The organism is Arthrobacter sp. NPDC058097 (assembly GCF_042884885.1).
Classification (GTDB): Bacteria; Actinomycetota; Actinomycetes; order Actinomycetales; family Micrococcaceae; genus Arthrobacter.
In genome coordinates this window covers 15,308-34,040 of record NZ_JBHVSZ010000021.1, presented here as the reverse complement: position 1 = coordinate 34,040, position 18,733 = coordinate 15,308, and the positions used below count along the sequence as shown (strand labels likewise).

17 protein-coding genes and 1 riboswitch are annotated in these 18,733 nt (G+C 66.6%); of the genes, 6 read left to right on the top strand and 11 right to left on the bottom strand.

The annotated features are described in order from the left end of the window. Window positions 1–172 precede the first annotated feature (172 nt). The 5 genes from glyA to ACFVTE_RS23710 form a co-directional block, all read right to left on the bottom strand. Complete coding sequence (gene glyA / locus ACFVTE_RS23730; RefSeq protein ID WP_387105030.1) at window positions 173–1,498, bottom strand: serine hydroxymethyltransferase; 1,326 nt, start codon at window positions 1,496–1,498, stop codon at window positions 173–175. Then, window positions 1,495–1,878 (bottom strand): glycine cleavage system protein GcvH, encoded by a 384-nt coding sequence (gene gcvH / locus ACFVTE_RS23725; protein ID WP_387105027.1) that lies wholly within the window; start codon window positions 1,876–1,878, stop codon window positions 1,495–1,497. Before gcvH ends, glyA begins: the two co-directional genes overlap by 4 nt. A 528-nt stretch (window positions 1,879–2,406) precedes the next feature. Then, window positions 2,407–3,555, bottom strand: coding sequence for a glycine cleavage system aminomethyltransferase GcvT (gene gcvT / locus ACFVTE_RS23720; protein ID WP_387105024.1), 1,149 nt, complete (start codon window positions 3,553–3,555; stop codon window positions 2,407–2,409). 11 nt (window positions 3,556–3,566) lie between these two features. Further along, window positions 3,567–6,425 (bottom strand): aminomethyl-transferring glycine dehydrogenase, encoded by a 2,859-nt coding sequence (gene gcvP, locus ACFVTE_RS23715; RefSeq protein WP_387105022.1) that lies wholly within the window; start codon window positions 6,423–6,425, stop codon window positions 3,567–3,569. Between the two features lie 189 nt (window positions 6,426–6,614). Then, window positions 6,615–6,713: riboswitch (glycine riboswitch) on the bottom strand. A 100-nt stretch (window positions 6,714–6,813) separates the two neighbouring features. Then, window positions 6,814–7,353 (bottom strand): TetR/AcrR family transcriptional regulator, encoded by a 540-nt coding sequence (locus ACFVTE_RS23710; RefSeq protein WP_387105019.1) that lies wholly within the window; start codon window positions 7,351–7,353, stop codon window positions 6,814–6,816. 73 nt (window positions 7,354–7,426) lie between these two features. Between ACFVTE_RS23710 and ACFVTE_RS23705 the strand changes: the two genes are divergently transcribed. Beyond that, entirely contained in the window at window positions 7,427–8,998 is a 1,572-nt protein-coding gene (locus tag ACFVTE_RS23705; protein WP_387105033.1) for an MFS transporter, read from the top strand. 85 nt (window positions 8,999–9,083) lie between these two features. On the opposite strand, the gene ACFVTE_RS23700 is transcribed toward ACFVTE_RS23705, so the two are convergent. After that, the gene (locus ACFVTE_RS23700; protein WP_387105017.1) at window positions 9,084–9,563 is read right to left on the bottom strand and encodes a Dps family protein; all 480 of its coding nucleotides are present in this window, start codon (window positions 9,561–9,563) and stop codon (window positions 9,084–9,086) included. A gap of 215 nt (window positions 9,564–9,778) precedes the next feature. Between ACFVTE_RS23700 and ACFVTE_RS23695 the strand changes: the two genes are divergently transcribed. From ACFVTE_RS23695 to ACFVTE_RS23685, 3 genes are read left to right on the top strand one after another with little or no spacing between them, the layout of a single operon-like run. Further along, window positions 9,779–10,864, top strand: a complete 1,086-nt coding sequence (locus tag ACFVTE_RS23695) for a nitrilase-related carbon-nitrogen hydrolase (RefSeq protein ID WP_387105015.1) — start codon at window positions 9,779–9,781, stop codon at window positions 10,862–10,864. Then, window positions 10,861–11,886 carry an agmatine/peptidylarginine deiminase gene (locus tag ACFVTE_RS23690; RefSeq protein WP_387105012.1) on the top strand — a complete coding sequence of 342 codons (1,026 nt, stop codon included), beginning with the start codon at window positions 10,861–10,863 and terminating at the stop codon, window positions 11,884–11,886. Before ACFVTE_RS23695 ends, ACFVTE_RS23690 begins: the two co-directional genes overlap by 4 nt. Before the next feature lie 12 nt (window positions 11,887–11,898). After that, window positions 11,899–13,461, top strand: coding sequence for an APC family permease (locus ACFVTE_RS23685; RefSeq protein WP_387105010.1), 1,563 nt, complete (start codon window positions 11,899–11,901; stop codon window positions 13,459–13,461). A 100-nt stretch (window positions 13,462–13,561) separates the two neighbouring features. On the opposite strand, the gene ACFVTE_RS23680 is transcribed toward ACFVTE_RS23685, so the two are convergent. The 3 genes from ACFVTE_RS23680 to ACFVTE_RS23670 all read right to left on the bottom strand — a co-directional run bounded on the left by ACFVTE_RS23680 (window position 13,562) and on the right by ACFVTE_RS23670 (window position 15,108). Next, the gene (locus ACFVTE_RS23680) at window positions 13,562–14,110 is read right to left on the bottom strand and encodes a hypothetical protein (RefSeq protein WP_387105007.1); all 549 of its coding nucleotides are present in this window, start codon (window positions 14,108–14,110) and stop codon (window positions 13,562–13,564) included. A 364-nt stretch (window positions 14,111–14,474) separates the two neighbouring features. Next, window positions 14,475–14,777: a DUF4193 domain-containing protein gene (locus ACFVTE_RS23675; RefSeq protein WP_076798765.1), complete on the bottom strand. Its 303-nt coding sequence runs from the start codon at window positions 14,775–14,777 to the stop codon at window positions 14,475–14,477. Between the two features lie 103 nt (window positions 14,778–14,880). Beyond that, on the bottom strand, window positions 14,881–15,108 hold the full coding sequence (locus ACFVTE_RS23670; protein ID WP_387105005.1) for a hypothetical protein: 228 nt from the start codon (window positions 15,106–15,108) through the stop codon (window positions 14,881–14,883). Between the two features lie 180 nt (window positions 15,109–15,288). Between ACFVTE_RS23670 and ACFVTE_RS23665 the strand changes: the two genes are divergently transcribed. Both ACFVTE_RS23665 and ACFVTE_RS23660 read left to right on the top strand, forming a co-directional pair. Further along, the gene (locus ACFVTE_RS23665) at window positions 15,289–15,636 is read left to right on the top strand and encodes a hypothetical protein (protein WP_387105003.1); all 348 of its coding nucleotides are present in this window, start codon (window positions 15,289–15,291) and stop codon (window positions 15,634–15,636) included. Window positions 15,637–15,756: 120 nt separating this feature from the next. Continuing rightward, the gene (locus tag ACFVTE_RS23660; RefSeq protein WP_387105000.1) at window positions 15,757–16,941 is read left to right on the top strand and encodes an aminotransferase class V-fold PLP-dependent enzyme; all 1,185 of its coding nucleotides are present in this window, start codon (window positions 15,757–15,759) and stop codon (window positions 16,939–16,941) included. A 42-nt stretch (window positions 16,942–16,983) separates the two neighbouring features. On the opposite strand, the gene egtD is transcribed toward ACFVTE_RS23660, so the two are convergent. Beyond that, entirely contained in the window at window positions 16,984–17,970 is a 987-nt protein-coding gene (gene egtD, locus ACFVTE_RS23655; RefSeq protein WP_387104999.1) for an L-histidine N(alpha)-methyltransferase, read from the bottom strand. Continuing rightward, window positions 17,967–18,731: an ergothioneine biosynthesis protein EgtC gene (gene egtC, locus ACFVTE_RS23650; RefSeq protein ID WP_387104997.1), complete on the bottom strand. Its 765-nt coding sequence runs from the start codon at window positions 18,729–18,731 to the stop codon at window positions 17,967–17,969. Before egtC ends, egtD begins: the two co-directional genes overlap by 4 nt. Window positions 18,732–18,733 lie beyond the last annotated feature (2 nt).

Below are 18,733 nucleotides of genomic sequence, written 5' to 3'. Positions count from 1 at the left end.
ACCAACCCTCAACCTCGACACCCCAGCCAACCGGCTCAGCCAGCTGCTACAGGCGGCATAACCCCCCGCGTTGCTCCGACTACTTGAATTTGCCGGCCACGAACTCACGATATCTGGACAAAAACTCCCAAGCGAGGTGGGCAGGGCCCGACGGACCTCACCAACCCACGGGTCAGCTCAGGGGTGTTACTGACGGGTAGAGCGGGTGGGCTTCGGCCAGTGCCTCTACGCGGGTGCGCAGTCCGGACAGGTCCGCTTCGGCGTCGGCGGTCAGGGCCTCGGCGATGATGTCGGCGACCTCGCGGAACGCTGCTTCGCCGAAGCCGCGGGTGGCCAGGGCCGGGGTGCCGATACGCAGCCCGGAGGTGACCATCGGCGGACGCGGATCGAACGGCACGGCGTTGCGGTTCACCGTGATGTCGATCGCGGCGAGGCGGTCCTCGGCCTGCTGTCCGTCGAGCTCGCAGTTCCGCAGGTCCACCAGGACCAGGTGCACGTCGGTGCCGCCGGACACCACGGAAATGCCCTTGGCGGTCACATCCGGCTGGACCAGCCGCTCAGCCAGGATCCGGGCGCCGGCGAGCACACGCTCCTGGCGTTCCTTGAACTCCTCGGACGCGGCGATCTTGAAGGCCACGGCCTTGCCCGCGATCACGTGTTCCAGAGGGCCGCCCTGCTGGCCCGGGAACACTGCAGAGTTGATCTTCTTGGCGACGTCGGCGTCGTTGGTCAGGATGATGCCGCCGCGCGGACCGGCGAGGGTCTTGTGCGTGGTGGACGTCGTGACGTGCGCGTGCGGGACCGGCGACGGGTGCAGGCCCGCGGCAACCAGCCCGGCGAAGTGCGCCATGTCCACCATCAGGTACGCGCCCACGGAGTCGGCGATCCGGCGGAACTCGGCGAAGTCCAACTGCCGGGCGTAGGCGGACCAGCCGGCCACGATCAGCTGCGGCTTGTGCTCCTGCGCGAGGCGCTCCACCTCTGCCATGTCGATCCGGTGGTCCTCTTCGCGGACCTGGTACGGGACCACGTTGTAGAGGCGGCCGGAGAAGTTGATCCGCATGCCGTGGGTCAGGTGCCCGCCGTGGGCCAAGTTCAGGCCCATGATGGTGTCGCCCGGCTTGATCAGGGCGTGCATCACCGAGGCGTTCGCCTGCGCACCGGAGTGCGGCTGGACGTTGGCGTACCCGGCGCCGAAAAGGGCCTTGACGCGGTCGATTGCGAGCTGCTCGATCACGTCAACGTGTTCGCAGCCGCCGTAGTAGCGCTTGCCAGGGTAGCCCTCGGCGTACTTGTTGGTCAGCACCGACCCCTGCGCCTGCATCACGGCCGCGGCCGTGTGGTTCTCCGACGCGATCATCTCCAGGCCACCGCGCTGGCGGCCGAGCTCGTCGTCGATCTTCGCCGCGATCTCCGGGTCCAGTTCAGCGATATCCGCATCCAGGGACGGGGACACAACCTGCTCGAAGACTGCAGTTGCAGCCTGTGCGGCGCTCACAGCTCGCCGCCGTTCTTGGCAGCGTAGTCCTCGGCCGACAGCAGCGGGCCCTCGGACTCGGCAGCCACCTTGAACAGCCAGCCTGCACCGTACGGGTCGCTGTTGATCAGTGCGGGGTCCTCGATGACCGTCGGGTTGATCTCCGTGACCTCACCCGTGACCGGGGCGTACAGGTCCGAGACCGACTTCGTGGACTCGACCTCGCCGCAGGTCTCCCCCGCGGTCACGGATGAGCCGACCTCGGGCAGGTCAACGTACACAATGTCGCCGAGGGCATCAGTGGCCACGGCGGAAATGCCGATCGAGACCAGGTTCCCGTCTTCGCGGAGAACCCACTCATGTTCCTCGGAATACTGCAGTTCAGCGGCAACTTTTGCCATTTATTCTTCCTAACTTTCGAAATCTTGTGGTTCGTACAGCTGTGCGTGGCTTGGTTGGCGGATGAGGGAACTCCTCCGCGTGCTCGGTCGCGAAGACGCCCGCAAAGCGGACGTGACGCTCCCTTAGACGCACGCTTCCGGAGACCCCTCGCCCGCCTCTGTTACGTTCAGTTTTCGGGGCCAACAGTTTCCAGGAAGAATCCTGGTGCCCGGTTCGGCAAGCTCAACCCCCAATGATCGAGCTTGTCGAGAGACGTTCTGGCCAGCCGGGTTTCGACACGCTCAACCAGCGGTTTGCGGCCCTACCCCAGCACCTTTGGCTTGCGAAGGCGCTCATGCCGGCGACCGGTTGTGTCCTGATCCGCAACAAAGGTGAACTGCCCTCGAGGGGCTGGCTGGCCTCGGTTTTCGAAAGCGTGCGTCAAAGCGACGAAGGAGCAGCACGCGTGAAAACTGGGGCCTGCCGGCCCCAGAGCCGGGAACGACGGGACGACGTTGGACTTGCCAGTGTCGAAACAGTCGGTTGGGCTACTTGGAACGCTTGTAGAAAGGCAGTGCGACGACTTCGAACGGCTCGGCCTTGCCCCGCAGGTCGATGTCCAGTGGCGTGCCGGGTTCGGTGAACTCAACATCGACGTAGGCCATGGCCACCGGGTAGCCGAGGGTCGGGCTGGGCTGGCCGGAGGTGACTTCGCCGACGACGTTGCCGTCCTTGAGCACCGGGTAGTGCCCGCGGCCGGCGCGGCGGCCCAGGCCCTTCAGGCCCACGAGCTTGCGGCCCGTCGTGGACCCGGCACCGGCTTCCTTCTTGGCGGCCAGCGCGGCCTTGCCCACGAAGTCTCCTTCCTTGGACAGCGCGACGACGGGGCCCAGTCCGGCGGCGAACGGGTCGCCCTCGAGGGAAAGCTCGTTGCCGTACAGCGGCATGCCGGCCTCGAGGCGGAGCGAATCGCGGGAGGCGAGGCCACAGGGCGTCAGCTCCCCCTCGTCCGCAATGGCGACGATGGACTGCCAAAGGGCGGTGGCGTCGTCGTTCTCCACGAAGATCTCGAAACCATCCTCACCGGTGTACCCGGTGCGTGCCAGCAGCAGGTTCCGCTCAGTGCCGCCCACCAGGAAGGAAACCTCGACGGCGGCGTAGTACTTCAGTCCGGTCACCAGCCCGTGCTGGGCTGCAGGAACCAGGCGAAGGAGGATATCTTCGGCCTTGGGACCCTGCACCGCGATCAGCGACGTCTCGGCGGAAACATCCTCGACGGCGACGTCAAAGTTCGCTGCCCGCTGCACCAATGCCTCGGCCACCACCTTGGCGTTGCCGGCGTTGGGCACCACCAGGAACCTGTCGGTACCCTCAGCCTCGGACGGGCGGCGGTAGACGATGAGGTCGTCGATGATGCCGCCGTCCTCGTTGCAGATCAGGGAGTACTTGGCCTTGCCGACGGCCATGGCGGAGATCTTGCCGGCCAGGGCATAGTCCAGGAACGCGGCGGCGTCAGGACCGGTCACCCAGACCTCGCCCATGTGGGAGAGGTCGAAGATGCCGGCCGAGTTGCGGACGGCTTTGTGCTCGGCCAGTTCGGAGCCGTACTTGAGCGGCATCTGCCAGCCGCCGAAGTCGGTGAACGAGGCGCCCAGTTTCTTGTGCTCCTCGTATAGGGCAGTGTAATTCTCAGTCATTGAGCGGAGTCCTAGTTCTCGAACGCTTCGATCGGAGGGCAGGAGCAGACCAGGTTGCGGTCACCGGCCGCGCCGTCGATGCGTCCCACCGGCGGGAAGTACTTGTCCTGCTTGTGGGTGTGACCGGGGAAGACTGCCTGCTCGCGCGGGTAGGCACGGTCCCAGTCGGAGCTGATCGCAGCGGCCGCGGTGTGCGGGGCGTTGCGCAGCGGGCTGTTCTCCACGGTGAAGTCGCCGTTGGCCACCTGGTCGATCTCGCCGCGGATGGCGATCATGGCCTTGATGAACCGGTCGATCTCACCCAGGTCCTCGGACTCGGTGGGTTCAACCATCAGCGTGCCGGCCACCGGGAACGCCAGCGTGGGCGCGTGGAAGCCGTAGTCGATGAGGCGCTTGGCCACGTCCTCGGCGGTGACGCCCGTCTTGGCCGTGAGTTCGCGCAGGTCCAGGATGCACTCGTGCGCCACGAGGCCGCCTTCTCCGGTGTAGAGCACGGGGAAGAAGTCGTTCAGGCTGGCCGCCACGTAGTTCGCGGCGAGCAGCGCGGACTTGGTCGCCTCGGTCAGGCCGCTGCCGCCCATGAGCTTCACGTACGCCCAGGAGATGGGCAGCACGCCGGCGGAGCCGAAGCGGGAGGCGGAGATCGGAACGTCGTTGCCCTCGGTCCAGGTGGTTGCGTCGCCCGGCATGAACGGTGCCAGGTGGGCCTTCGCCGCAACAGGTCCGACGCCGGGTCCGCCGCCGCCGTGCGGGATGCAGAAGGTCTTGTGCAGGTTCAGGTGCGAGACGTCGCCGCCGAACTTGCCCGGCTGGGCCAGGCCCACGAGCGCGTTGAGGTTGGCGCCGTCGATGTAGACCTGGCCGCCGGCTGCGTGCACGGCATCGCAGACTTCGCGCACGTCGGCGTCGTAGACACCGTGCGTGGAGGGGTAGGTGATCATGATGCAGGACAGGGCGTCCTTGTTGGCCTCGATCTTGGCGTACAGGTCCGTGTGGTCGATCGTGCCGTCGGCAGCGGTGGCCACCACCACGACCTTCATGCCGGCCAGCACGGCCGAGGCCGCGTTGGTGCCGTGGGCAGAGGCCGGGATCAGGCAGATGTTGCGCTGCTCGTCGCCGCGGGACAGGTGGTAGCCGCGGATCGCCAGCAGCCCGGCGAGCTCGCCCTGGGACCCGGCGTTCGGCTGGATGGACACCTGGTCGTAGCCGGTGATCTCGGTCAGCTGCGCCTCGAGGTCGGCGATCAGTTCGCGCCAGCCCTCGGTCTGGGGATCCGGGGCGAACGGGTGGATCGAGGCGAACTCAGGCCAGGAGATGGCCTCCATCTCCGCCGTCGCGTTCAGCTTCATGGTGCAGGAGCCCAGCGGGATCATGGTGCGGTCCAGGGCCAGGTCGCGGTCCGAAAGCTTGCGGATATAGCGCAGCAGCTGGGTCTCGGACCGGTGCGTGTTGAAGACCGGGTGCTGCAGGTACGCGGAGGAACGCCCGACGGCGGCGTCCAGGGCAAAACCGTCCGTCGCCTCCACTGCCTTGGCACCGAAGGCGGCGAGAAGTTCGGCCACGATGGCCGACGTCGTGGTTTCATCGGCGGAGATGCCGACGGTGTCGGCGTCGATGCTGCGGAGGTTGATGCCCTTCTGCTCGGCGGCGGCGATGATGCCGGCGGCCTTGCCCGGCACGGATACCGTCACGGTGTCGAAGAAGCTGGTGTGGAGAACGTCCAGGCCGGCGGCCTTGAGCGACGCGGCGAGCGTCTTCGCGTGGCCGTGGGCGGTTTCGGCGATCGCCTTCAGGCCCTCCGGGCCATGGTAGACGGCGTACATGGAGGCGACGATGGCCAGCAGTGCCTGGGCGGTGCAGATGTTGGACGTGGCCTTCTCGCGGCGGATGTGCTGCTCGCGGGTCTGCAGCGCCAGACGGTAGGCCGGAACACCGGCGGAGTCCTTGGAGACACCTACGAGGCGGCCGGGCAGCGAGCGCTCGAGCCCCTTCTGTACGGCCATGTACGCCGCGTGCGGGCCGCCGAAGAACAGCGGCACGCCCAGGCGCTGGGCGGATCCGACGGCAATGTCCGCGCCCTGCTCGCCCGGAGGGGTGATCAGGGTCAGGGCCAGCAGGTCGGCTGCCACCGTCACCAGCGCGCCGCGTTCCTTGGCGGCGGCGATGACCTCGCTGTGGTCGAAGACGCGGCCGGAGACACCGGGCTGCTGGAGGACGACGCCGTTGATGTCGCCATCGGGCAGTCCCTGGGAAAGGTCGGCGACCTCAACCTCGAAGCCGAGGGCCTCGGCGCGGCCCTTGACGATGGCGATGGTCTGCGGCAGGCAGTCCGCATCCAGGACGGTCTTGCCGTCGTGGGCAGCCTTGTTCTTGTTGGCACGGCGCATCAGGAGCACGGCCTCGGCCACGGCGGTGGCTTCATCCAGCAGTGAGGCGTTGGCGATGGGCAGGCCCACCAGGTCCTGGACCATCGTCTGGAAGTTCAGCAGGGCTTCGAGCCGGCCCTGCGAGATCTCGGGCTGGTACGGCGTGTAGGCGGTGTACCAGGCCGGTGCTTCAAGGATGTTGCGGCGGATCACCGGGGGCGTCACGGTGTCGTAGTAGCCCTGGCCGATCATCTGGACAGCGGTCTTGTTCTTGGCCGCGAGCTTGCGGAGTTCGGCGAGGGCTTCAACCTCGCTCAGCGCCGGAGCGAGCTCCAGCGCGGAGTCCTGGCGGATGTCATTCGGCACCGCCGTATCAACCAGCGCGTCGATGGTGTCGTAGCCGACGGCCTTGAGCATGGCTTCGACGTCGGCCTGGCGGCGGGCGCCGATATGCCGGTCGACGAAGGACGAGGAGGCTGAATTAACGGTCAAAAGGAACTCCATAACTAAGGCGACGCAGGGTACGCCACATTGATTCGGGTTCCTCCCCGCTCTGTATTGGACCTGAGAGTTTCCGCGCTGCTGCACTTTCGCACAGCACCGCTTGCACCGTCGGTGAGCACAGCATGCCCTGAACCGTCCGCACGAGGGCGGAACATGGCGGGCGGGCAGCCTGCTGCTTTCCAGAGTTGCCTTGCCGCGGCGGTACGTGGGCCTGAGAGATTCCTGGGGAGGTTTTGCTCCTACGGCGCCTGCTTGTACCTACTTGCAGGACTCTCCCGCCGCAGATCAAAGGCTTATTCAATTGAGCGGTGACAGCTGTCACAGAGGCTATTGTCCTACGCCGGGAACGCGTCTGCAAACTGTGGCAGCGTGGGCTGGCACACGCCGCTCACGCCCTGAGCCGGTCAAGCGCGGCAAGGAGGCTTTCGACGTCGGCCGCCGTCTCGGACGGCGTCGCTGCCGGCCCGATGGACAGCATGGCATTGAAGTAGAGTCCGTCACCCATGTACAGGACGGCCTTGGCCAGGCCCGGGCCCACGTCGCGTGCGATCTCGTCCAGCCACCGCTGCTGGATGTGGGCGAACCGGCGGCGGGTCTCCTCGTGAGCCACCTCGGCGAGCCGCGTTGCGGCGACGATGGCACGGTCCAGCGGGGTGTCCGCCCAGACGGACGACTTGATGAAGTAGGCGGCCGCACCCTCGGCGGCCGCAGCCATGGCCTGCGCATCCGCCTCCGCGAACTCATCGAGCCGGTCCAGCAGGACACCAATCAGCGCTTCCTTGTTCGGAAAGTGGTAGAGGAGCCCGCCCTTGGATACGCCCGCGCGGGCGGCCACGGCATCAAGCGTGGCGGCACGCTCCCCCACCTCGATCAGCAGGGATTCAAACGCATCGAGGACTGCGCCGCGCGCGACGGGTTTTCTGGGCATGGCTTCAATCATGCCCGGTTCCGAGCGCAGGCTTATAACTGTACCGTCTGGACGGTATAGTTAACTCATGACCATGCACCCAGCCCTTTCCGCGGAGCGCACTTCCGCAGCCCAGGCCAGCAGTGGCGGCGTGCGCGACTGGTTCGCCCTGGCCCTGCTCATGTTCCCGGTCCTCCTGGTGGCCGTGGACAACACCGCGCTGACGTTCGCACTTCCGGCGATCGCCCGCAGCCTCGACCCCACGGGCGTGCAGCTTTTATGGGTGGTGGATGCCTATGCCCTGGTCCTCGCCGGGCTCCTGGTGGCGATGGGCAGTCTCGGCGACAGGATCGGCCGCCGGCGGCTGCTGCTGGTGGGCATTTCGGGCTTTGCGGCGGTCTCCGCTGCATCGGCCTTCGCGCCCAGCGCCGAATGGCTCATCGCCGGCCGCGCGGCCCTCGGATTCTTCGGCGCCATGCTCATGCCGTCCACGCTGTCGCTGATCCGCAACATCTTCCGGGAGCCGGGCAGGCGGCGGCTGGCCGTGGCCATCTGGGCCGCGGGTTTCTCCGGCGGCGCAGCGCTGGGCCCGATTTTTGGCGGCTGGCTGGTGGAGCATTTCTGGTGGGGCGCCGTCCTGCTCGTGGCCGTGCCCATCATGCTGCCGCCGCTGGTTCTGGGCAGGTTCCTCATTTCCGAATCCAGGGACCCGAATCCCGGGCGCGTGGATCTGGCCAGCGTGGCGCTGTCCATGCTGACCATGGTGCCGGTGGTCTACGGCATCAAGGAACTGGCCACACATGGCGCGGGCGTGACGTCGTTTGGAGTTCTGGCGTTTGGACTGGCCATGGGCCTCGTGTTCGTCCGCCGCCAGCATGCCCTCGCGTCCCCGCTGGCGGGCAGGTCCCCGCTGCTGGATATGTCGCTGTTCCGGAACCGCGTGTTTAGCACGGCGATTACGGCGAACATCCTGGCCCTGTTCTCCTACAACGGCTTCATCCTGTTCCTGGCCCAGCACCTGCAACTGCTCGAGGGAATGTCCCCGTCGGAGTCCGGCACCGCCATGCTGCCGGCCCTGACGGCCACCGTGGTGGCGGGCCTGCTGGTGGTTCCGCTGGTCCGTAAGGTCCGGCCGGGCTTCGTGGTGGCCGCGGGACTGGCGCTGAGCGCCGCCGGGTACTGCATAGTTGCGTTCGGGAACCACGACGCCGGGCCCACCGCGCTGCTGGCCGCACTCCTCATTCTTGCGCTTGGGGTGGGATCGGCTGAGACCATCTCGAACGACCTGATTCTGGGAGCCGTGCCCGCGGAGAAGGCCGGAGCGGCTGCGGCGATCTCGGAGACGGGCTATGAAGTGGGCTCACTCCTCGGGACGGCCATCCTGGGGTCCATCCTGACGGCGTCGTACCAGCAGCACCTCACCCTGCCCGAGTCGGTCGCCCGGACGGTCCCTGCCACGTCGGCGGACCAGGCCCGGGAAACACTGGCCGGGGCCATGGAGCTCGCCGGGTCATTGCCGGCCCCGGTGGCTGAGGGGCTCACGGCGGCCGCCCGGGCCGCGTTTGATTCCGGCGTCCATATCACTGCGGCGATTGGACTGGTACTGATGGCCGCAGCGTCGGTGCTGGCCGCCGTCGTACTTCGCCGGATTCCGACTGCAAAGTAGGGCTGCGGCGCGTGCAAGCAGCAGCCCCGGAGAACTCTTCTCCGGGGCTGCCCGTTGCAACCGGCGCGGGTATACAGCCGGCCCGCTACTTGACGTCAGGGTGCGTGACGCTGGCGGACGCCTTCATGTTCTCGGCACCCACCATCCACGCGAACTGCTCGAGCTTTTCAATGAAGGTGTGCAGCAGGTCCGCGGTGGTGGGGTCTTCCTCATCCACCTCGTCATGGACCTTGCGCATGGTGCCCACGGCTGCTTCCAGCGCTGCCACGATGCGGTCGATGGCATCCTTGGTGTTGATGAGCCCGTCAGGGAACTGCGGCAGGTGGGTCGCCTTCGCCACGGTGGCGCTGCGCCCGTCCGGCAGGGCATGCAGGGCGCGCATGCGCTCCGCGATGTCGTCGGCAAAGAGCCGGGCGGCGTCGACGATCTCGTCCAGCTGGAGGTGCAGATCCCTGAAGTTGGTTCCAACGATGTTCCAGTGCGCCTGCTTGCCCTGGATGTGCAGTTCGATCAGGTCCGTCAGGACGGCCTGCATGTTGTTGGTCAGTGTCGGTGAAGCCTTCATGAATCCTCCTCGAATGGTCCAGTGGTTCCGACGCTACCGCAGGCGCTCCCGCCCGGGGAGTCGCTCACCGCAAATTTCACGATCAGCTTACTTACTACTTTGCGGGTCATAAATGATCGGCATTCAAATAACCCTTGCCACGCCCCCGCCGCACGTGCATACTAAATGAACGTCATTCATTTAGTGACGGTCGTCTCACTGGAGTAATCATCATCATGATCGAAATAACCTGCCTCAACGCGCCTGCTTCGCTCGCCCGGACAGCGCAGTCCGGCCGACCTGCCCTGAGGGTCGGCCTCGTGCAGCACCGCTGGCACAGCAGCGCCGCCGCACTCCGCGCCGAGCTCAATGACGGCATCGACCGGGCCGCACGGCTGGGCGCCACCGTGGTGTTCCTGCCGGAGCTGACCCTTTCCCGCTACCCCGCAGACCAGGTTCCGGAGAATGACCTTGCCCGGCAGGGCCGGGACCGGCCGCGTCCTTCCGACGGCGCCGAGGACCTGCTGACCGGCCCCACCTTCCGCTTCGCGGCCGAGGCCGCCCGCCGGAACGGCATCACGGTCCACGCCTCGCTTTACCAGCGCGCCGGCAATCCTGACGGCTCGGACGACGGCCTTGGGCTGAACACCTCCATCCTGGTGTCCCCGGCGGGCGAGCTCCTGGCCCGCACCCACAAGCTGCACATCCCGGTGACCGCCGGATACTACGAGGACAAGTTCTTCCGCCAGGGCCCCGTTGCCGAGGACGCCTACCGGGTCCATGCCCCGGCCGAACTCGGCGGCGCCCGGCTGGGCATGCCCACCTGCTGGGACGAGTGGTTCCCCGAACTGGCCCGCATGTACTCCCTCGGCGGCGCCGAGCTGCTTGTCTACCCGACGGCGATCGGTTCCGAGCCGCTGTTCCCGGACTTTGACACCCAGCCCCTCTGGCAGCAGGTCATCGTGGGCAACGGCATCGCCAACGGCCTGTTCATGGTGGTCCCGAACCGCTGGGGCCAGGAGGGCAGCCTGAACTTCTACGGCTCCTCCTTCATCTCGGACCCCTACGGCCGCATCCTGGCCCAGGCTCCGCGTGACGAGTCGGCCGTCCTTGTGGCCGACCTCGACCTGGACCAGCGCAAGGACTGGCTGACGCTGTTCCCGTTCCTGACCACCCGCCGCCCGGACACCTACGCCCGGCTCACCGAGCCGGTCCGTCCGGAGGAACCGTTCGGCACCCCGGACGCGCCGGTCGACGCTGCGGTTTCGACAGGCACCGCCAGCGAGGACGCGGCCTCCACCAGCGAGCGGGTGAACGCGTGAGCACGTGGCGCATGCCCGCCGAAACGGCCCGCCAGGAGCGGCTCTGGATGGCCTTCCCCACCGGCGGCTACACCCTCGGCGACACCCCGGAGGCGGCGCACGCCGCCCGTTCCGTCTGGGCCGCCGTCGCGAATGCCGCCGTCGAGTTTGAACCGGTCACCGTGGTGGTGGACCCGTCCGACGTCGGAACGGCCGCCCGCTACCTGTCGCCCGCCGTCGAGGTGCTGACGGCGGAACTCAACGACGCGTGGATGCGCGACATCGGTCCGACGTTTGTCCTGGACGGAAACGGCGCCCTGGGCGCCGTCGACTGGGTTTTCAACGGCTGGGGTGCCCAGGACTGGGCCAGCTGGGACAAGGACTCGCTGATCGCCGCCGAGGTGGCTGGCCGGTCCAGCGCCCGGCACCTCGTATCCGAGCTGGTCAACGAGGGCGGCGGCATCCAGGTGGACGGCGAAGGCACAGTGCTGGTCACCGAGACGGTGCAGCTGGATCCGGGCCGCAATCCCGGACTCAGCAAGGCCGACATCGAGGCCGGACTGGCCCGCACCATCGGCGCCACAAAGGTGATCTGGCTGCCTCGCGGACTCACCCGTGACTCACAGCGGTTCGGAACGCGCGGGCACGTGGACATCGTTGCCGCCATCCCGTCCCCGGGCACACTGCTGGTCCACTCCCAGCAGAACCCCGCCCATCCGGACTACGAGGTGAGCCGGGAGGTCATCAGCTTCCTGTCCTCCACCACGGACGCCGCCGGCCGGGAGTGGACGATCATCGAGGTTCCGGCGCCCGTCGCCCTGACGGATCCGGAAGGCTTTGTGGACTACAGCTACATCAACCACGTGGCGGTCAACGGCGGCGTCATCGCCTGCACGTTCTCCGACCCGAACGACGAGAAGGCGCTCCGCATCCTCGCGGACGCATATCCCGGGCGCAAGGTGGTGGGCATCGATGCCCGCGAACTCTTCGCCCGCGGCGGGGGAATTCACTGCATCACCCAGCAGCAGCCCGCTGCCGCCTAGAAAGGGCCTGTCATGAGCCAAACCACGAGCATCCAACCCGGCGGGAAGAGCACTTCCCCGGCCGGCGAAGCAACGCACGGCATCACCGGGAAGGGCCTCAAGAGCGGGCAGCTGGGCCTCCTGGCCGTCGTCGTCCTGGGTATTTCCTCGGTGGCTCCGGCCTACAGCCTCACCAGTTCACTGGGGCCTGCCGTCGGGACCGTGGGCGTGCAGCTGCCAGCGATCTTTATCGTCGCCTTCATCCCGATGATCCTGGTGGCGTTCGCCTACCGCGAGCTCAATGCCGACTCCCCGGACAGCGGGACTACGTTCACGTGGACCACAAAAGCGTTCGGCCCCTTCCTCGGCTGGATGGGCGGCTGGGGCCTGCTCGCCGCGAACATCATTGTTTTGTCCAACCTGGCAGGCGTCGCGGTGGACTTCTTCTATCTCTTCCTGGCCCAGGTATTCAACAACCCCGGGCTCGCAGACCTGACCTCCAACACGGCAGTCAATATTGCCACCTGCCTCACGTTCGTGGCCCTCGCCGTCTGGGTCAGCTACCGCGGCCTGCACGCCACCAAGCTCGTGCAATACAGCCTGGTCGGTTTCCAGGTCCTGGTCCTGGTCCTGTTCATCATCATGGCGCTCACGCACGCGGCATCCGGTGACGCCGGTACATCCCTCGCGTTCAGTTGGGACTGGTTCAATCCCGCGAAGATCGAGAGCTTCGAGCAGTTCACCGCCGGCATGTCACTGGCCGTCTTCGTCTACTGGGGATGGGACGTGTGCCTGACCGTGAATGAGGAGACCAAGGGCGGCAGGGGCACCGCGGGCAAGGCGGGAACCACGACGGCGGTCGCCGTCCTGGCCCTGTACCTCGCCGTGATCGTGGCCACCATGATGGTGGCCGGCACGGGCGCCGACGGCATCGGCCTGAACAACCCGGACAACCAGTCGAATATCTTCGCCGCACTGGCCTCGCCGGTCATGGGTCCGCTGGCCATCCTGATGTCTCTCGCCGTACTCTCCGGCACAGCCTCGTCCCTGCAGTCCACGATGGCCTCTCCGGCACGCAGCCTGCTCGCGATGGGCCACTACGGCGCCCTGCCGCCGCGATTCGCGTCGGTCAGCAAGCGCTTCGGCTCCCCCGGCTTCGCAACGCTGGTCGCGGGCGGGATCTCCGGCGGCTTCTACGCGGTCATGAAGGTGGTCAGCGAGAACGTCCTCAACGACACCATCCTGGCGCTGGGCCTGATGATCTGCTTCTACTACGGCCTCACCGCCTTCGCCTGCACGTGGTACTTCCGGCACAGCCTGTTCTCCAGCGTCCGCAACTTCTTCATGCGGCTGCTGTTCCCCATGCTGGGCGGACTGGTCCTCACCGTCGTCTTCATCCAGACGGCCGTGGACAGCTGGGCGCCGGAATTCGGCAGTGGTTCGGAGATCTTCGGCGTGGGGCTCGTGTTCGTGCTCGGCGTGGGGATTTTGGCCCTCGGAGTCGTCGTCATGCTGGTGATGGCGCGGCTGCGGCCCGGCTACTTCCGGGGGGACACCATCCGCCAGGACACACCCGCACTGGTGGTTCCTGAATAGCGGCATCCACCTGCAGCGATGCCCCGCTTCCCGGTCCGGGAGGCGGGGCATCGCTACTTTAATACTTCACTACTACTGCTGGCATCTCACCAGCAATGGATCACCAGTAGTGGGCGACGTCGACGACGAGCCGGGAGCCGGAGCTGGGACCGTCCAGCGTGTACACCTTGTACGGCAGCCGGGCACGGACGCCCAGGCCAAGCGTGGTGTAGCCCTCGAAGCTGCCGGCCCACGCCACCTGCCGGAACGTGTGGTAGCCGGATACGTTGGTTACCTCGGACCGGTTGGCCGGAGTGAAGGTCGCCTTGCCCGTGGCATTGTCATAGGCCGGCGAGTTGATGGTGACCTGCAGGAATGCACCGCCGCGGAGCTTGAGCGGCAGGCCTGAGCCTTCCTGTGCCACCTCGGAAACGTAGCGGACGTTGTAACCCTTGGCTTTGCCCTTGAGGTCGATCACGAGGCGGTCAAAGCAGTAGTGCTGCCCGCTGCGGACATTGGTGATGGCTGCGGTGCTCATGGTCTTGTCAGCCTTCGCCAGCGAGCCCCACACCTGCCCGCAGTAGGAGGCTGCCGAGGCGGAGCCCGGAGCCAGCAGGCCCAGTCCAACAGCCAGGAGGATGACTGTGAGCCAGGCGGGAATTCTTTTCATTTGGCCACCCCTTTCGAGTGAGTGTTTGGATAGCTCCAGAGTAGGAGCGCCAAAAGCCCTAGACGAGGGCTGTGGCCGGTTCGGGGCGCAACCGTTAATCTCGCAAAATACGGGTCACGGGGCCGTAATTCCGGGCGGCCTTTTAAGGGCATCGAGAGGCGTTCGTGGCCCTTTCTCCACGCTTCCGTTACCGCAGATAACGGGGCCTTTGCGGCCGCCGGAGCTTGCGCAAACGCTGGCACAAAAAAGCGAGGCGCCGGCCTCCCCAGCGGGGAGCCGGCGCCTCGCGTGGCTTTGCTCTGTCGGCTGCCTGGCTATGAAGGCTGCCTGGCTGCAAAGCGGGACATGCGCTGAGGGCTGTCTCTTAGCCTTCGCAGTCGTGGCAGTACTTCATGCCGTTCTTTTCCTTGGCCACCTGGGACCGGTGGCGGACCAGGAAGCAGGAGCCGCAGGTGAACTCGTCGGACTGCTCGGGAACGACGATGACCGTCAGTTCCTCGTTGGAAAGATCGGCGCCCGGAAGGTCGATTCCCTCGGCGGTGTCATTCTCGTCGACGTCAATAACGGCGGTCTGGGCACCGCCGCCGCGGGACGCCTGGAGTGCCTCCAGCGATTCGGAGGGAGACTCTTCTTCTGTCTTGCGTGGGGCGTCGTAATCGGTAGCCATAGCGTTGTTCACTTTCGTTGCTGCACAGCGCCATTCAGGCACCTCAGTGAAGCAGTTTAGGTCATAAAGCGGCAACGTCAAGAATAGTGTGGCCAAGGCGACACTAATGGGTCTTTTCCGCCTGTTCCGCGGCGTTGGCGGCGGCATTTTCGTGCGTCCTGAGGGCGCGGTCTTCCGCGATGGCGACACCACTGAGCGGAGGCAGCCACGCCCACCGGGTGACCTCCTGGAGGGCGTCGTTGGCCTGTCCTGCAGTGTCAGGGTCCGGCGGGAACAACAGGGCGTCCGCGAGCGCCGCACGTACCCTGCTGAGCAACTCTGAGATGGTCATGCCGCCAAGCTATGCGGCCAGTGTTGAGGGCACGTTTCGACTGCGTCTCCGGGCAGTTAAGTGTCGGGGGAACTGAGCTGCACCGCAGCGCGGACTGGCGGGGCGCCGTCGGCGGTCTTAGCCTTGAGCTGTTCCTGCATCTGACCATTCTGGATCTGACCACCCAGCAGCGGAGGGCACATGGCTACGAAACTGAACCGCAAGGCACTGGAACACGCACGCAGCCTCATTAAGCAGGGGAAGGTGCATAAGGACGTCCGCGACGACTGGAGCGAACATGCTCCCTCGGCGGACGACGAGAATTCCTTCATCGACAAACACGGTTTCGACGAATTCGCGAAGTGGCACCTCGGCGTTGACGGCGAGAAATCGGAGGGCACCAAGGGCAGCGTGAGCTTTCCTTTCGGCGACCTCAAGAAGGTCCACCGCTGCGCCATTATTTCGCTGGAGAGCAGGGCGGCACAGTACGACCATGACGACATCCGCAAAGCCGCCAAGGACCTGCTGGAGGAGATCGACGCGGACTAGGGCGTGTCTGCCGAAGTCCCGGCAGCCTGCACGAGTTTTTGTTCAGATAATGGCCGCTAAACCGTCCGGAACTCGCGATACGTGGACAAAAACTCCACCGCTTGGGGCAGGATGTGACTCATGGCGATTGATGTGCGCGGTGTGCGCGAGCAGACCCGCGGAGTCGTGAACGTGGCCCATTTGAACAATGCGGGAAGCTCGCTCGTCCCCCGCCCCGTGGCCGAGACCGTGGTGCGGCATTTGCGCCGCGAGGAGGAAATCGGCGGATATGAAGCGGCGGAGGAGGCGGCCGACCGGCTGCAGAGTGTGTATTCCTCCGTGGCGCGGCTGATCGGGGCTCGGCCGGACGAGATCGCCCTCGGCGAGAGCGGCAGCCGGGCGTGGGCTGTGGCCATGCACAGCTTTCCCTTTGTCCCAGGATCACGGCTGCTGATAGGCCGCTCGGAGTATGCCGGCAACGTCGTCGCGCTGCGGCAACTTGCGCGCCGGAACAGCCTGCAGATTGTGGTTCTCGACGACGATCCCTACGGGCAGGTCGATGTGGAACACCTTCAGCGGGAGCTTGAGCGCGGAAACGTGGCCATGGTCGCTTTGACACATGTGCCCATGGCCGACGGCCTGGTCAATCCGGCAGCGGAGGTGGGCCGGCGCTGCCGTGCTGCGGCGGTATTGTTTGTGCTCGACGCGTGCCAGTCGGTGGGCCAGATGCCTTTGGACGTGGAGTCCCTGGGCTGTGATGTGCTCGCTGGAACAGGGCGGAAGTTCCTCCGGGGGCCGCGCGGCACCGCGTTCCTGTATGTGCGCGCCTCGGTTCTGGGGCGGTTTGACCCGCTCGCCCTGGATGGGCTGTCTGCCTTTTCCTCCGGCGAGGAGGGTTTCGAAATTCGCGGCGATGCCCGGCGCTTTGAGAGCTGGGAGGCCAGTATCGCCGGAAGGCTGGGTCTGGGCCGCGCCGTCGATTATGCCCTGGACCTGGGCCTGGACGCTGTGCAGGAGCGCGTGGGCGCATTGGCGGAGCGACTGCGGACGGAGCTGGCGGCGGTTCCGGCGGTTACCGTCCACGACCACGGCATCGCCCGGTGCGGCATCGTGACGTTCTCCGTGAAGGGCAACGAGGCGGCGAACATCAGGGCCCGGTTGGCAGAGCACCGGATTAACGTCTCTGTGGCTCCACGGCCCTCAGGCGAGGTCCAAGCCATCCTCACCGGGAGCCCGCACGTGGCGGAAACGGTGGTGCGCGCCTCAGTGCACTACTACAACACCGAGGATGAGATCCTGCGGCTGGTGGGCCTCCTCCCCCGGTGACCGTGGCCGCTTCTCCTGATGGTGTGCACGCAGCGGGGCAGCCTAGACGGCTTCCGCGAGCGTCATGGCGTAGCGGTTCTGGCTGTCGGTCCATTGCCCTGCGATGGAGAAACCGGCCGATTCGAGCTCGCGGGCCACTCCCTCGAGCCGGAACTTCGCCGAAATCTCGGTGCGGAGTTCCTCGCCTTCGTCGAACCTGATGTCCAGGCCCACACTCGGCAGGCGCACGAGCATCGGTTTCGTCGCCCGCAGCCGCATTTCGATCCACTCTTCCTCGGGCATCCAGACGGCGACATGATCAAACGCCATTACCTCGAAATCGGCACCCAGCTGGGCATTGAGGACGCGGAGCACGTTCCGGTTGAATTCGGCGGTGACCCCCTCGGCGTCGGCGTATGCCGGAACAAGGATGTGCGGTGACTTCACCAGGTCCGTGCCAAGCAGCAGCGAACCGCCCTCTTCGCCGAGCAGCTCGCGGATCCCCACGAGAAAGCGCGCCCTGGCCGCCGGCTCAAAATTGCCGATGGTGCCGCCCAGGAACGCCACCATGCGCCGCCCATTGTGCGGGAGCACGTGCAGCTGGGTCTCGAAGTCCGCTGCCACTGCCTCCAGCCGAAGGTCGGGGAAGGCGGGCGCCAGCTCGTTGCGCGCATCCAGCAGTGCACTGTCGCTAACGTCCACCGCGACGTAGCGGCGAAGAGGTCCCGCCTTCCGCAGCGCATCCAGCAGCAGCGGGGTTTTCCTGGACGATCCTGAGCCGAGTTCGATCAGCGTTTCCGCCGGGCTCGCGGCCGCCATCTCGGCCGCGAAGAGCTCCAGCACTTCACGTTCGGCCCGGGTCGGATAGTACTCCGGAAGGTCCGTGATGCGCTCGAACAATGCGCTGCCGAGTTTGTCATAGAACCACTTGGGCGGCAGCGTTTTGGGTGACGAGCCGAGACCGGCACACACATCGGCGCGCAGGGTTCGTTCCAGGTGGTCCGGGGGCAGGTGGTGGACGATGTCGCTGCGGTCGGCGGAGAGGCTCATGTTGCTGCGTGTTCCTTCGTAAGAGTCGGAATGGGACGAACTTCGACGTGGCCGGGGGTGGCGGTCAGGAGGGAATTGTCGGGGACCTCCTGCCACCCTGGGCCCTCATCGGAAGGCTCGCTGGCGACGACCACGCCTCCGGGGCCGGCCCGCCAGAAGAGGCTGTCGCCGGCGGCCGTAGCCGCGATGGCGCCGCCGTCGGTGAGCAGAAAGTTGAATCTGCCGCCGGCGACTGAGGCGACAGCATTGACCACCTGCGTCAGCGCCTCGCCGGCATCGGCGCCCGCGGCAAGCCGCTCCTGGACAAGGGCCCAGAGCAACGCCGAATCGACCTGTGCTTCAAGGGCCAGCAGGCGTGCGGGCGGGAGTGAAGCAGCCAGTTCCTCCAGCGCATGCGGCCAGTCCTCCACCCGGCCGTTGTGGCTGAAGAGCCAGCGTCCGTGCGCGTACGGCGCTGCCGCTGACTCGTCCGGTGGCATCCCCGGTGTTGCCGACCGCACCGCTGCCAGTACCGCCGGGCTGGAGGTGACCCGGGCGACGTCGGCAAAGGACCTGTCCGCCCAGATCGGGACGGAACGGCGGTAGCGGGCGGGCACGGGATCGCCAGGGGCGTACCATCCGACGCCGAAACCGTCGGCGTTGACTGTCCCGTACCGCTGGCGGCGCGGCGCCCACGACTGCGCCAAAAGACCGTGGTCGGGGACGAGCAGCAGCTCGGCCAGCGGCACCGGCGTCCCGAGGTAGGCGAGATGGCGGCACATGG